Genomic DNA, 15,292 nt, shown 5'->3' with positions numbered 1-15,292 from the left:
ACTGAAAGTAGAAAACAGGATCGGAAAATCTGCCGTGAGGAGAATTAAAGATGAAAGTTAGTATTTTTGATGTAGCCAAAAAATCCGGATTATCCGTTGTAACCGTATCCCGGGTGTTAAATGGGGCCGAATCGGTACGCGAGAATAATCGACAAAAGGTGCTGGAGGCAATTAAAGAGCTGGATTACCGCCCTAATGCTGCGGCACGCAGTCTGGCAAGCGGTAAGACGGGAATTATCGGCATTATTGTCACTACCCTGCAAGATTCCTTTTTTGACGCAGTGGTCAAAGAGCTGAATGAAATATTAGCGATGCATGGTTATTTTTTAGCCATATCCATCTCAACAGGCATCGAATCGGATGATAGCCATTATTTAATTCAGGAGGATCGTGTAGACGGTTTAATTCTGCTCTCTCCGATGGAAGAGGACAATTATATTGTGGAGTTAAAACGGCGGGGTATTCCTTATGTGCTGATAGATAATCAGAAGCCCGAAAATGATACCTACTCCATCACGATCGACAACTTCAAGGGGGGATACGCAGCTACGCGTCATCTGCTGGAGCTGGGACACACTTCAATCGCTCATCTCTGCGGTCAGGAAATGTTCCGGAGTACGCGGGAGCGGCGCAGTGGATTTCTACAGGCGCTTCAGGAACAAGGACTGGCCCCCTTTGAGATCGTACCTGGTGATTTCGATATTGGGATGGGATACGATACCTGCAAACGTTGGCTGAAGGAAGGAAAGCTGCCCACCGCCGTATTTGCCGGGGATGACAATATCGCGCTTGGAGTCATCAATGCCCTGATGGAAGCGGGCATTCAGGTACCCGAAGAGGTGGCAGTGGTCGGCTATGACGATCATTATATTGCTTCACAGCTTCATCCACATCTGACAACAATACGTCAGCCTGCAGACAAAATCGGGCTGGCAGCCGCGGATATGCTGCTCAAACGCATCTCCGGAAAGATGAAACGTGGAGCCGGGATGCGGATTGATCCTGAACTTATCGTACGTGAATCTACCGGAGCTGAGTAGATTAAATTTATACACTAGGAGTGACGACCATTGACTTACTACTTGGGGATCGATGGGGGAGGCACGAAAACCTATGCTCTGCTAAGCGATGAACATGGCAATGTTCTTGGCAAAGGCAAGAGTGGTAACGGCAACCACCAGACAGGCGCCCTTGAGGCCGCCAACAGTATTCAAGAGGCCACATTCGGGGCGCTGGCTGAAGCCGGACTCCGGTTGGAAGACATCCAGCATACCTATCTCGGACTTGCCGGTGCTGATCGCGAGGCCGACTATGCTATTCTCCATCCGATGATACGCCAGATAGGATTCACCAAATACACCATTAACTGTGACACTATGATCGGTCTACGCGCCGGAACGAATCGCCCATATGGTGTCGCGCTCATCTGCGGCACCGGCACCAATTCAGCAGGCAGAAACCTGCAGGGAGAGCATTATCAATGCGGCGGCTTTGACTATATGTACGGTGATTTTGGCGGGGGTGGCGCACTCAATATTGAGGTGTTTCGTTCCGTTATCCGAGCTTGGGACGGCCGGGAACAGCCCACCCTATTAACAGGCTTACTGCTAAAAATGTTAGGTTATGAGGAAGTTGGGCATATGTTTCACGATTTCCTTGATCATTGGAAAAAAGTCCCCGTAAATGTTGCTCGCCTGCTCTTTGAAGCAGCAGCTGAAGGAGATGCCGTAGCATTGGAGATTTTACATCGGCAAGGGGTTGAACTAGGTAAGTCTGCGGCAGCTATCATTCACAAGCTAGGCATGGAGCAGGAGACCTTCGATGTGGTGCTGGCAGGAAGTCTGCTAACCCGAGGGGATCGCGGTTGGATTCGCCAGCCTATCGAGAAAGCTGTACGCGCTGCAGCCCCTCAGGCAACCGTGGTTACCCTTGCCACAGAGCCTGTAGTCGGTGCAGTATGGTCAGCTATGGATCAAGATGGGTTGACCATTAGTAGTGAAGTGTATGAGAAAATGCGGAAATTTCAGGATTATGAATCGATCAAACAAACTACAAGACAGGAGTGATTAATCTTGGCAGCTAACCAAGGATTAAAGATTGCAGTTATCGGTGGAGGTTCTTCGTATACCCCAGAATTAGTAGAGGGATTCATTCTTCACTATAAAGAACTTCCCGTGCGCGAATTATGGCTTGTAGATATTGAGCCTGGTCTTCGCAAGCTGAATATTGTAGGTAACTTGGCAAAACGTATGGTGGAGAAATCCGGCCTTCCGATTGAGGTTCATCTGACAACAGACCGCCGTAAAGCGATCGAAGGCGCCGACTTCGTCAGCACTCAGATGCGTGTCGGCATGCTTGATGCCCGTGCTCGTGATGAGTCGATTCCGCTCAAATATGGCGTTATTGGCCAAGAAACAACAGGTCCTGGGGGAATGATGAAAGCACTGCGCACCATCCCTGTTATTCTGGATGTATGCCGTGATATCGAGGAACTGGCTCCCAACGCATGGCTGCTCAATTTCACTAACCCTGCTGGGATGGTCACCGAAGCCGTTCTGAAATATTCTAAGGTAAAAAGTATTGGCCTGTGCAACGCACCTATCGGCCTGATCAAGCAAGTCTCTGCCAAATATAATGTAGCAGCAGACCGTGTATATGCCGAATTTGTGGGCCTCAACCACTTGCACTGGATTACTCGTATCGATGTTGAAGGTGAAGACAAGCTGGATGATATGCTTGCAGATACAACCAGCTACAGCGCTAAGAACGTACCGGCAAGAGAATGGAACCCGGAATTCCTGCAATCCCTTCATGCACTGCCCTCATACTATTTAAAATATTTCTATATGACCGATGCCATGCTCGAAGAGCAGATGGACTCCCATAAGCAAGGCATTAACCGTGCTGAAGTCGTCAAACGTGTAGAAGAAGAGCTCTTCGAGCTTTATGGCAATCTAGAGCTAAGCGAGAAGCCGAAGCAGCTGGAACAGCGCGGCGGTGCTTTTTACTCAGAAGCAGCTGTTAATCTCATGAGATCGCTTCATAACGGATCAAACGACATTCAGACCCTAAATGTCGCTAACCATGGCATATTGGACTTCCTGCCAGATGACGCCAGCATTGAAGTGAACTGCGTGGTCACCAAAAACGGCCCGCTACCTCTGCCACTGACCAAAATTCCAACCATGGCTAAAGGACTCATTCATGCTGTCAAAACCTATGAACAGCTGGCGATTGACGCCGCTGTCACCGGAGACCGCGCCCTTGCCCTTCAGGCGCTCGCACATCACCCGCTTGTTCCGTCCGTGGACGTAGCGATTCGGATGCTGGACGAAATGCTGGAAGCTAATAAAGAGTTCCTGCCGAACTTTTTTGCGAATTAATTCATACCTCCTATCGAGAAATAACTAAAAGAGACCGAACCCGGTCTCTTTTTTTGCGCTTGTTGCTGATACTCGCTACCGAAGCAAAAATGAATAAAGCATCTTGGTAATTTGCACTTAGCGAATTCGCTATCCGACACAGCTGACCTTAAAAGCGGCTTTTTCACATTTTTAGAGTGCTAGCGGACCCCATAGCCGTTATTAGCATGAAAACCACCCAATATAACCCCTTTCTAATTGAATAGCGGCGCTGGTGTCCGAAAACCTGCTTCAAAGGCTAAAAACTAGCAAATAACGTTATCTGGGTCCGCATGACTCGGCCGAAGATTGCACAGAAAATGTGTTCGGATATTTATAGAAGAACCAGAGATTACTGCGAGTTGTACCGATAATGAGATCTGCTGTCCATCAGTTCACTGCTGCCAGATTTGCCGACGACCCACAACGCAAAAAAACGATCCCTGTTACTGGAGGAACGCTTTTTTGTTTCTACTCCAATGGGCTCCCAGCATTTCCACCATTATCATCCACTCATTTATTGCTGCGCTCTCAGCGTATTTCTTGCATTACCTGTTCAATGCCAGAGCGAATATCCGGCTCTTTTACACTGGATACATTGAGCTTTAGAATCTTCTCTTTATTAAAAGAGGGCAGATACCCGCTGTCCGCCATTTCGATGCGAATGAACTTTTTTTGCAGACGTTTGATCATCTGTTCTGTCTTTACGCTGTCACTAAGCTTCAGATACGTATGCACACCAAGCTGGCCGGTTGGATGGTAGGAATAATGTTGTGCTGTCGCTGTATCTAACTCTCTCATAATCGATTCATGGAGCAGCGTGGATCTTTTTTCGTAGCAGGAACGCATCTTTTTTCGGTGGCGCTCGAACATTCCGCTTTTCAGATACAACTCCAGGGCAGCCTGAGACAGCATAGAGCTATCTATATCCATCAGTCTTTTGAATCGGTTAAAAGAGTCACACAGGACCTCTGGCAGTACAGCGACACCGACACGCAGACCCGGAAATATAATTTTGGAAAAGCTTTTCAAATAGATCACATGGGAAGCATCGTCATAAGCGTAGATCGGATCCTCTTTTGCATCCTGCTCCAAGTCCGCCATGTAGTCATCTTCAACGATATACACATCGTATTTAGCTGCTAGCTGAGCAATCGCCTTCTTCTGGGTACGGGTATAGGAGACGCCGAGCGGATTATGAAATCGCGGGACGGTATAAAAGAACTTGAACTGGCCTGTCTTAAATAACCGCTCTAATTCATTCAAGTCCACCCCAGCATCCGAACGCTTTATCCCCTCTGTCTCAATGCCATACGTCTTCAGATATTCCATAAAAAGCGGATAACCCGGCTGCTCAATCAGCACTCGCTGCCTGCCATTCGGAAAAGGAATTCGGGTCAATACGCCAAGCGCCTGCTGCACACCTGAGGTAATAAAAATCTGATCCGGATTGGCAAATACCTGATAAGAAGCCAGATGCCGCTGCATTTCACGAATAAGAGAAGGAAGCCCCTGCGGCGTTCCATAGATGAACAAGTCATTGCGGTACATATCAATCGCTTTATTAATACAATGTTGGAAATCCAGATACGGAAAAATATCCGGGTCGGGTGCAGACACCGTAAAATCGATCCAATGTGCACCTTCGTCTTTTCGCTGTCCGCTTCGTTTCATGACATAATAACCACTTTTTGAGGCGGCATAGATTAAATGTTTGTCCTGAAGATCCTGTAACGCGCGAATAACCGTACTTTTACTACATCCATAACGTAAGGACAACTCCCGGATAGACGGTAATTTATCTCCCTCACGATACGCATCCTCGGCAATTTGCGCTTCTAGCTCGTTGATTAACTCCGAATACTTATACATCCCTTTCACCTTCCTCCAAGCTTATTCTGTACCGGTACAGATGAATAATAATTACATTGTAGCACAGCTACTCTAGCCTTAGAATAAAGAGCAGAACAGGACCGGTACCTAAATGCGCGCAACACTTTGGAGGTCTTTACTAATGAATACATCTTCTACTCAAAAAGCGATAGCAGCAGCTGTCATGAATGCTATTATCGTCGGGTTTTCCTTTATATTTGTAAAAATGGCCCTAACCGTCTCGGATCCTTTTGATACGCTAGCTCATCGCTTCACGTTATCTTTCCTTGCCGCTTCTTTATTTACTTTTCCAGGGTGGGGGCGGGTGAAGTTTGGAATATCCAAGGCCGCAGTGATAATCCCACTGGCTTTAATGTATCCAGCGTTATATTTCACCCTTCAGGCGTATGGACTTTTGTATACAACTTCCGCTGTAGCGGGTATTATTCAGGCGACAATGCCCATCTTCACCATCCTTTTGGCGGCGATGTTCTTGAAGGAAACCACGAGCAGCTTCCAAAAGATCTCTACATTAATCTCAGTTGCAGGCATTATTCTTATCTTTGCCATTCCAGGTTTGAGTATCTCTTCTTCTAGTCTTTGGGGCGTCTTACTTATCCTAATCTCAGCTTTATCCCTTGCCGGTTATAATGTTGCAGCTCGAAAGCTGACACGTACCTGGAGTCCCAAAGAACTTACCTATATGATTACTTTGTTCGGATTTATATTTTTTAATGGACTGTCGATCATTAAGCATGGTTCGGCAGGAACCTTGAGTCAGTATTTCACACCTTTTCAAGAGCCAAAATTTATATTCTCCATGCTTTATCTCGGCGTACTCTCCTCCCTCGTAACCTCCTTCCTCTCCAACTATGCTTTATCACGGATGGAAGCTTCACGCGTGAGCATTTTCGGCAGTCTTTCAACAGTTGTCTCTATTCTCGGTGGTGTACTTCTGCTGAATGAGCAACTGGAATGGTACCATTGGACCGGTACAGTGATGATCATCGCCGGGGTGATCGGTGTGAACTGGCGGAAGCAAGTAAGGGCCACAGGCAAAGCGTGAAGATTGATATGCATACAAAAAAGACACCCCGCGAGGTGTCTTTTATCTTTACCCTTTTCAGTATCTCTATTCTGTAGCAAGCCTCGCTAATCGCTGTTATTTGGCTGTTTCAAGCTCCTTGATTTTCTCTTTATATTGATCCAGCAGATTAGCTAAAGCTTCCTTGATCACAGTCGCATCTTTGGATTTAGCGGCACTATTCAGATCATCTTGGGCTTTGAAAAAAGCTTTATCCGCGTCGCTAAGATCTGGAATGGAAATAGCAATTGAAGTCGCGTCTACAGCTTTAATTGAAGTAGTGATATTGCTATCTACCTGCATATCATCGACTACAGGTATTACTTCAAGGTTACGACCAGCTTCAATATATCCTGCAGGTAGAGCTTCGGTGGATAGTATTTCTTTAGATAATTGAACTCCCTCCACCAGTTCCGCAGGCACAAGCTCGGCAAGTGCGGTTATACTAAATCCAGCAACCTTATAATACTGATCCAAGGTGTTCTTCCAATCTTCTTGGGTATTAGGTGCGTAGGTCTTAGCCAACTCTAGGGGATTTACCCAATCAATAGTGGTTACTTTAGTGGCAATTGTTCCTTTAGAGGCAGCAGTAACCACGGCTGCAGCCGTTGTTTTCGTGTTTCCGTCTTGCGCTCCACTTGCTGCGTTCGTTGCAGATGGTGCAGCAACGGCGGACACTAGCAGGGCGGACAGCGCTAACTTTTTAAATAACATCTGTTGATTCATAAATACAACACTCCTCGTCGATTCGAATGATCTTACAAGACCAAGCTTACATAATGGGTGTGGCAGAACATTGGTTAATTTGTGGAAAAACGATGGCAGCCGCCCTTACCCACCTCTGGATTGATATACTTGTAGGAGAATAATTTGGAGGTAACCCGAAATGAATAATCCATATCTCATTGCCGTAGTCGACGATGATGAACATATACGCAATCTTGTTGAAGCTTATTTACAAAAAGAAAATTACCACACCATCGGCCTTGGCAGCGCTGAGGAAGCATGGACCTTGTGGCAGACAAGCCCCCCGGATATGTGGGTACTTGATGTTATGCTCCCCGGCATGGATGGTTATGAGTTCTGTAAAAGGATTCGTAACGAAGCCGAAGTACCGATCATTATGATCTCCGCAAGAGATAATGAAGTGGATAAAATATTAGGATTGGAGCTTGGCAGTGACGATTATCTAGTCAAGCCGTTCAGCCCTCGTGAATTAGTCGCCCGGATCAAACGGCAGCTTCAACGCTGGTACAAAATGAGTAATCAGGCCGAAAAATTGAATAGTCAGACCACTTCCACCCGTCTTGAAATCGACCAGCTTCTACTATTGCCGGAAGAAAGACGTGTATTCTGGTGTGGTGAAGAGGTAGACTTGACCAGCAAGGAATTCACCATGCTAAAAGTATTCGCTGATGCCCCTAACCGGGCATTTACAAGAGATGAGCTGCTGAGCTATGTGTGGGGAGACGACTATTTTGGAAGTGATCGCGCCGTGGATCATCTCATTAAACGGATGCGCAAAAAACTGGAGCATTTGCCCATTGAGGCTGTATGGGGACACGGATACCGCATGAGAACAGATGGGGGTGAGCATACGAATGAAACTAGCACATCAGATTAATTTAGCCTTTAGTATTGCATTGGTATTGCTACTATCTATTACTGCAGTCGTGATCCATTTTGTACTACTCAACCATTTTGTCGGAACACAAAAAGAGGATTTAAGAACCATTGGTGCGGCGATGTCAGTTACATTGACTGAAGAAAGTAAATACATCGGGGAGATTGGCACTCAGCTGGAAGCTCTGCCGGTGACCTTACCTTCTCTAAGCACTGCAGGCGTCGAAGCCATTCTTAGCGATGAGACAGGAAAAGTCTTGTCCACATCATCAGAGATGAGTTCAATTGCAATAAACTATGATGCCAAGAGTGTCACAGGCCAAGCCACTGAGCTCCAGAACATTTGGAATGGAACAGATACACGGTATATTACTGAAGTGAAGGCTACACCTATAGGCACGCTAACTCTACTAACCCCTATGAGCGCAGTCACTGCTATTGAACAAGCTTTGCTCAAAAGACTGCTGATCGTTTTCAGCGCAGCGGGAGCATTTATGTTCCTATTTGGCCTATTTATCACCAAGAAGCTGATTCAACCTCTAATGAGGCTGCAACAAGAACTCCGCAAAGTCAAAGAACGGCACTTCTCAGATGTTAAATTAATTAAAGCTGGTGGAGAGCTTGGATCTGTCGCTCAATCGGTATATGACATGGCAGATGAATTAAATCGTTTCAACCATGTGCAGAAACAATTTTTCCAGAATGCGTCTCATGAATTAAAAACTCCCTTAATGTCCATTTCCGGCTACGCTGAAGGGATTAAGGATGGTGTTTTTGAAGGTGAGAATGTAGTAAAAGGGCTAGACATTATCATGAGCGAAAGCAGCCGCTTGAAGAAGCTCGTGTCCGAAATGACTTTACTTGCGAAGCTGGACAGCGAGGAAGATATATTCAAGCCTACGGTTATTTGTTTAAAAGATCTACTGACAGAAACCATCGAACGAATGAACCCTCTATTAATGAAAAAAGAATTAACCCTCCATATCTCCCACGATCATCAAGATTCTCTTACGATCCGTGCGGATAGGGATAAGCTGCTACAGGCGCTTCTTAATGTAGTTTCCAATGCAGCACGTTATGCTAATCAACATATCTATATCCATGTTTCGGTCAAGGAGGGCCGGGCTCTGTTATCCGTAAGTGACGATGGCCCTGGAATTTCGGACGATCTGCTTCCCTATCTCTTCCATCGTTTTGTAAAAGGAAAAGACGGAGAATCCGGACTTGGACTGGCTATTTCCCGCGCAATCATCGAGCGTTGTGGAGGTCAGATCAGCGCAGGCAACCGAACAAATGGTGGTGCGGTAATCTCGATGGGGTTTCCTTTATAAATATCCATAAGAGGCTGTCTCAAAAGTAGTGAACTCTACTTGGGGCAGCTTCTTTTTTATGGAATAGAAAAGTAATGGATTTTACTGTGCCATATGACTATATACCACGGGTAGCGTTCTCTGATATTGGGTTGGGTGGTTGGACGGTGGGCGGTTGGGCGGTGAGCGGTGGGTGTAGGCAGTGGGCGGTGGGCGACTTGCTAGGTGAGTTTTTCATACGGTTTGCGGTAGGGTTTAAACTAATTAGGGAAAAACTCCCTGAAAATAGCCGATATTCACTCTAAATACACGAAATCAGGGAATTCCTCCCTAATAATTAGGGGGATTTCTTAATTAGTTACTAAATCGGCCGAAAATCAGGTAAGTTTTCCCTAATTACTCTATAAATACTTCACTTATTGCATCACTTGCAGCATCACTTGGTGCGACACATGAATCATCAATTGCTCATCACTTGGTGCGCCGCTTAATTCAATCGCTCAACATGTACATAAGAGCTGGAACAGGCCTCATCAGCTACTTGAACATTCATCGTCGGTCACCATCTATATTTTTACTGGTAAATGATGCCGTTTCTACTTCATGGTAAATATAGCTACTATTTTGGGTAATATATAGTCGAAGTAACAATTACACCTTACCTCTGATAAGAGTTAGATACTACATTTTTTTCACAAAAAGGAGATACCAACATGAGCAGACTTGCAGGAAAAGTAGCTATTATTACTGGTGGAGCAGGCGGTATTGGTAAAGGGATGGCCCTGGCTTTTGTTAAAGAAGGCGCTAAGGTAGCTATTATTGACCTCAATGAAGAAACCGGCAAAGAAACAATTAAAGAATTACAAGAATATCAACCTGAATCTATCTTTATTCAAGCGAACCTCAAGGAACACGATAAAATAGCTCACCTTGTTAAACAAGTAGCTGATAAATTCGGAAAAATAGATATTTTAGTAAACAATGCCCACGCATCCAGAATGAAATCTATCGAAGAAACTACACAGGCTGATTTCGATTTATCTTTTGATACAGGCTTCTATCCAACCTTCTATTTCATGCAAGCAGCACTACCGTATTTAAAAGAAGCACAAGGTAAAATTATTAATTTTGCATCGGGCGCTGGCCTCAACGGGGATACCAATCAAGGAACATATGCTGCCGCAAAAGAAGCCATCCGTGGAATTACCCGGGTAGCCGCTAATGAATTTGGTCCATTTGGAATCAACGTAAACATCATTGCTCCAATTGCTAATTCCCCTGGCATGATTGAATGGGCAGAAGCAAACCCTGAGTATTACCAAAACATGATTTCCAAAATCCCTTTGAGAAGATTGGGTGAACTGGAAAGTGATATCGGGCGTGTTGCGGTATTCCTAGCGAGTGAAGATTCCGATTATATTACGGGCCAGACTATCATGGTAGATGGCGGGTCTATTAAGCTTCGTTAATTTCAAGCAGATACTCGACTTAAAATGAATAAATATGATGCTAAATAAATAAGCCGGAAGTGAACATCGTAAAATGTTCGCTTCCGGCTTTACTACTTTCTATTTAATCGTGATTTCGTCCACATATACGGTAGCACTACCTACTGGATCAGTTGCTGTGGTCATGACTTGAACGCCAATCGCTTGGGTCAAATTACGATCCGCTACCTTGCTGATATCCAGTGTTATTGTAGTAAATCCATTGGCATCTACTGGTGTAGCCGTAGAAGCAGTCCATGTTCCCCAGCTTGAGCCACTTTGGGTAAACAGCTGAGCCATTACACCGCTAACATCGCTTGCATCAATAGGTACAACCTTGATTTTAAGCGTAATTGTTGATGCATTCGCTAAGTTGGTAACCACCATACGACGCAGCTGGAATTGCCCTCCATTCAATGTTAAGTCCGCTTGCATCGAATGAGTTCCCTCAGCATACACAGCATTGCTCACCGATAGATTCTGAGCCAGCGCTGTATTATATTTATTATTTTCATCCACATTGATGCTGAAGCCTTGCAGTGTATTGTCCTCGAAGCCATAGACGACAGCTTCAGGTGCGGTACCATTCTTCAGGGTCCGAACATCATCCAGATACAGCGTAGAAGTTCCCGTACCACTGAATCCCTCGAGCTTGATACCTATGGCTTTTACACTATTAAGATCTGCAATACCTGCCAAGTTGAGCGAAACCGTAGTAAATCCGCTCGAATCTACTTTCACAGCTCCACTGTCAGCCCAAGACCAGGTTGATCCCGTCTTAATATACAAACGTGCATCCGCTGTTCCGTTCGACAGTTTAATTTGTGCGCTTAATTTATCAACCGCGCTCAGATCCAGACTGCCATTTTTGCTGAGCTCAAAAGCTCCATCTGAATCGAGTGAGAACAAGGTGCTTAACGAATGAGTTCCCTCAGCAGCCTCATCAGTCGAGATCACTGCCGCGCTTGCACTCGCATTATTTTGCTCTACTGTCCAGTCCTGAGTATCTTTTTCGAAACCATACAACAGCTTCGCCTGTTCTGGCGTGCTGCCAGGGCCTTCGCCCCCGTTAGGAACGCCACCCGTTCCATCATTAAACGCTGCAATATCGTCGAAGTACAGCGTACCAGACGTACTTGCTACTATGTCCTTTTTATTTACGTAGATAGACACTGCCCGAATGTCCTTAAGGTTCTCTTTAGTGATTACTTTACCGGCATTTCCTGTATCCCATGGCGCTGGAGCGAACTGGCTGAATGGAATTTCCACCAAGCCAGGTGTCGTACCTGCCAGTGAAGGATAAGCTTCAAAAGAAATGCCGCTTGCATTGACCTGAATAACAAGCTTGTGGTCGCTGCCATCAGGTGCAATCCAGAGCTTCAATTTGTTGGCGTCCGACCAGTCGGCATTATTCATGTTTTTGGTACGACCTGTATAACCTTGGCCATCCACATTATAATCGAATCTCAGGCCATACTTGCCATCATTTTTATGGTCCGCATCAAGTGAGATCGTATTTAGATCACCCGCAGGACTTAATGCCGCACGAAGTAATTCATCATTCCCTTTGTAATTCTCAAAAGTATCTACAATCAATGGGTCCCCATTGCCCTCTACGTCACTTACAAAGATTTGGATCGTTTGTGAAAGTACAGAACCATCCTTTGCATAGGACTTAACAGTAAGCATCACGCCAGTTTCGTCGAAGGCTATACCTGGTGTCCAATCTGCCAAGTAATAGAAACCTTCTGCGTCAGCTGCCATGCTGTACTCTGTTGTGTCATCCCCAATCAGGTAGGTTACTTTATCCACATCCTGATTCAACACACGAACACGAAGGGTCGATGTTTTTGTCGTGGGCACTGTTTGGTTTGCCGTTGGTGAGGCAATGTGTAAAAAAGGTTGCTCGGTTTCTGTAGTTACCTGTTTCGAATACGCATCCGCAATAGCCACTTCATGGCTGAAGCTTGTATACGGATCATTATAATAGTCTACAAAATCAGGGAGCAGTTCATGATCCCCTAGCCCGTTTGGAGCATTTCTATAAGGGACAAAGATAGAATCTGTATTGAAATTCGCCCAAGTCTGCATGTACGCCATCCGTTTAGCATCCGGATCAGACTGCAGTGCAGCGATTAGCTTGGTAAAGAATTTCAGGTCCTTCGTTCCAGTTGGCTTCACACCCGAATAACCGAACTCAGTAAATGCTGCGATTTTCCCCTTATCATCCGCCAGCTTCGAGATCAGCTTAGCATCCTTCACGACTGAATCAAACCAACCCTCAGTGGTTCCGTCATAATAATTATCGAAGCCAAGGATATCGACATAGTCATCTCCCGGATACGTCTCAAGGAATGTCGCATCTGTGCCGTTAAATGGACTTCCCGGTGAGAACGCATATAAGAAGTTATGCACATCTTTTTTGTCCCTTAAGTATTCAACGGTATAACGATAAATTTCAGCATACTGCTCCTTCGTACGGTAAGGCGCACCCCACCAGAACCAGCCACCATTTTGCTCGTGGAATGGACGGAAAATGACTGGAATAGCTTTACCATCATCATCTTTTAAGTTATTTGCAAAGTCCGCAATCATATCCAGGAATGCATTAAATTCCGCATGTTTGTCACCGCCGGATAATATATGCGTAAGCACATTCCCTTTGGTGTCATAAAAGTCCTTTCCTGTGACGAAGTTCGGCATATGCGAGCTTAATGTAAGCACGCCGCCTTTTTCATAAGCAGATTTCATCACGCCGATTAATTTATCACGATTCTCCAGCTGGGTTGCGCCTAGATCGCCTGGTTTCTCAAAACCTTCAAGACTAAGCGTATCCCAGCCGAACAGCCCCGGAAGGTCGCCTACTGCATTCTCGACCTCAGACTGCGTTCCGTCCTTTTCAGTAATAGAAAGTCCTTCTGTAGTAGCATGCTGATGTCCAAACAAGATCTCACTGCCGCGGATATCCTGTAAATAGGCGAATAGCGATCTAGTCTCACTACTTGCATCAACATCCGCTAAATTCTCGATACGTCCCACAGGACCCGTCGGGTCTGTCGGTGTCGGTGTTGCTGTCGGTGTCGCTGTTGGTGTCGGTGTTTCCGTTGGTATTGGTGTCGCTGTAGGTGCCGCGGTTGGATTAGTCGGACCTGCCGGCGTTGTTGATGAGCCTGATGCCGAGGTAGGCGCTGGGGTAGTCGTTGCTACAGGACCTTGATTGCCTTTGATAATGACAATTGTGCCAGGAGCAATGGGCTTACCGTTCAACGTTACTCCTGTTGCTTTAACGTCCGCTTTTGCAATGTCGCCCTGACCGGAAAGAGTGGTTCCAGTCGCTTTGACAGCTACGTTTAGATTAGCAATCGATGCGCCTTCACCTAGGATCAGCCCCACAGTGCTATTTAGAATTCCCGTGGTGATCATCGTCCCAGTTCCAAACTCCAGTCTTGCTAGACTATCTACCGTTAGCTGAGAAATTTGGGTTGTACCACTCGTGAGGACACGAACCTCACCCTCTTTACGATTTATATTTACTTTGCCTAATGAGCTATTCTTAATAAGAATGGAGTTTATCCCGCCACCTGCAATAAATGTGGTGCCCGTAACCTTAATACCCTCAAGGGTCACTTCGCCGTTACCGATCCCAGCAGTTAGATACAGGTTTCCGTTTATCGTTGCATTTTTTAACACAACACCATCCTGATTAACGACTACATTCCCAGAAACTATTCCTCCTTCAAAGCTTCCAGATTGCGAGTAATAACTCTTCACTATTTTATTAATTAACGTTATAACTTCGGCACGGGTGATCCTTCCAAGCGGCTTAAAGGTTCCATCCTCATACCCTGTAATCAAACCTGAGAGCGCATGAACTGCATCCTTAGCATAAGCCTGAATCTGAGCGGAATCACTAAATCCACTCATCGATGAAGCGCTTTCAGTAGCTTGAAGAGTAAATATCCGAGCCAACATCGTCACCGCATCCTGACGCGTTATATAATCAGTAGCTTGTGCTTTATTCTCTGAGTATCCTTCATAATACCCAGCATATCGTGCCAACGAAAGCTGATCTGCATACCAATCGGTCGCTTTTACATCGGAAAAAGATTGATCTGGCTTCATATAGAAACCAAATACCTTATTCAAGATCGTAGCAAACTCAGCTCTTGTAATTCCTTCATTGGGATGAAAAGAACCATCCTGATACCCGTTTAATACGCCATTTTCTACCCACTTCGCAATATTTTGTTGTGCCCAGTGACCCTGTGTATCACCGAATCCCACAGTCGATGGCGCTGCTGCTGCAGAAATTACAGAGGGGAAAGGAGACATTATCATTGCACAGGCAAGTATACTCCCCAGCCACTTTTTCGCTTTTTTCATTCCTAATTCTCCTTCGAAAATGAATGGATTTGATAATAAGAATAGCCAACCAGCTGTTATGAACCCAATAACTATCTGTCCTTATAGAAGACAATTACAGACCTACTCGCTAACTATTCACCTCCACATATT

The 15,292-nt window shown here is 45.5% G+C and carries 10 protein-coding genes; 7 read left to right on the top strand and 3 right to left on the bottom strand.

Going from position 1 to position 15,292, the window contains the following annotated elements; all coding sequences use genetic code 11:
• The first annotated feature begins 50 nt into the window (after positions 1–50).
• The 3 genes from NST40_RS01235 to NST40_RS01225 are packed head-to-tail and all read left to right on the top strand — an operon-like array spanning position 51 to position 3,383.
• Positions 51–1,040 carry a LacI family DNA-binding transcriptional regulator gene (locus tag NST40_RS01235; protein ID WP_036687224.1) on the top strand — a complete coding sequence of 330 codons (990 nt, stop codon included), beginning with the start codon at positions 51–53 and terminating at the stop codon, positions 1,038–1,040.
• 30 nt (positions 1,041–1,070) lie between these two features.
• Positions 1,071–2,066: a BadF/BadG/BcrA/BcrD ATPase family protein gene (locus NST40_RS01230; RefSeq protein WP_076192583.1), complete on the top strand. Its 996-nt coding sequence runs from the start codon at positions 1,071–1,073 to the stop codon at positions 2,064–2,066.
• A gap of 6 nt (positions 2,067–2,072) precedes the next feature.
• The gene (locus tag NST40_RS01225; RefSeq protein ID WP_076186244.1) at positions 2,073–3,383 is read left to right on the top strand and encodes a 6-phospho-beta-glucosidase; all 1,311 of its coding nucleotides are present in this window, start codon (positions 2,073–2,075) and stop codon (positions 3,381–3,383) included.
• Between the two features lie 549 nt (positions 3,384–3,932).
• On the opposite strand, the gene NST40_RS01220 is transcribed toward NST40_RS01225, so the two are convergent.
• On the bottom strand, positions 3,933–5,273 hold the full coding sequence (locus NST40_RS01220) for a PLP-dependent aminotransferase family protein (protein ID WP_248549185.1): 1,341 nt from the start codon (positions 5,271–5,273) through the stop codon (positions 3,933–3,935).
• Between the two features lie 142 nt (positions 5,274–5,415).
• On the opposite strand from NST40_RS01220, the gene NST40_RS01215 reads away from it, so the two are divergent.
• Entirely contained in the window at positions 5,416–6,339 is a 924-nt protein-coding gene (locus tag NST40_RS01215; RefSeq protein ID WP_076303201.1) for a DMT family transporter, read from the top strand.
• A gap of 96 nt (positions 6,340–6,435) precedes the next feature.
• On the opposite strand, the gene NST40_RS01210 is transcribed toward NST40_RS01215, so the two are convergent.
• On the bottom strand, positions 6,436–7,083 hold the full coding sequence (locus tag NST40_RS01210) for a hypothetical protein (RefSeq protein ID WP_312150771.1): 648 nt from the start codon (positions 7,081–7,083) through the stop codon (positions 6,436–6,438).
• Between the two features lie 160 nt (positions 7,084–7,243).
• Here NST40_RS01210 and NST40_RS01205 point away from each other — a divergent pair, with 160 nt between their 5' ends.
• From NST40_RS01205 to NST40_RS01195, 3 genes are all read left to right on the top strand, one after another.
• On the top strand, positions 7,244–7,981 hold the full coding sequence (locus NST40_RS01205; protein ID WP_076126944.1) for a response regulator transcription factor: 738 nt from the start codon (positions 7,244–7,246) through the stop codon (positions 7,979–7,981).
• Positions 7,959–9,311 (top strand): HAMP domain-containing sensor histidine kinase, encoded by a 1,353-nt coding sequence (locus NST40_RS01200; RefSeq protein ID WP_341172139.1) that lies wholly within the window; start codon positions 7,959–7,961, stop codon positions 9,309–9,311. The genes NST40_RS01205 and NST40_RS01200 overlap by 23 nt, the downstream gene beginning before the upstream one ends.
• A 692-nt stretch (positions 9,312–10,003) precedes the next feature.
• Positions 10,004–10,759, top strand: a complete 756-nt coding sequence (locus NST40_RS01195; protein ID WP_076206080.1) for an SDR family oxidoreductase — start codon at positions 10,004–10,006, stop codon at positions 10,757–10,759.
• 99 nt (positions 10,760–10,858) lie between these two features.
• On the opposite strand, the gene NST40_RS01190 is transcribed toward NST40_RS01195, so the two are convergent.
• Positions 10,859–15,160, bottom strand: a complete 4,302-nt coding sequence (locus NST40_RS01190; RefSeq protein ID WP_342410335.1) for a glycosyl hydrolase — start codon at positions 15,158–15,160, stop codon at positions 10,859–10,861.
• Between the last annotated feature and the right edge of the window lie 132 nt (positions 15,161–15,292).

The organism is Paenibacillus sp. FSL R10-2778 (genome assembly GCF_038593035.1).
In the GTDB taxonomy this organism is placed as follows: Bacteria; Bacillota; Bacilli; order Paenibacillales; family Paenibacillaceae; genus Paenibacillus_AQ; species Paenibacillus_AQ odorifer.
Note: the sequence above shows the minus strand (reverse complement) of the source record. Positions and strands in the feature narration are given on the sequence as shown.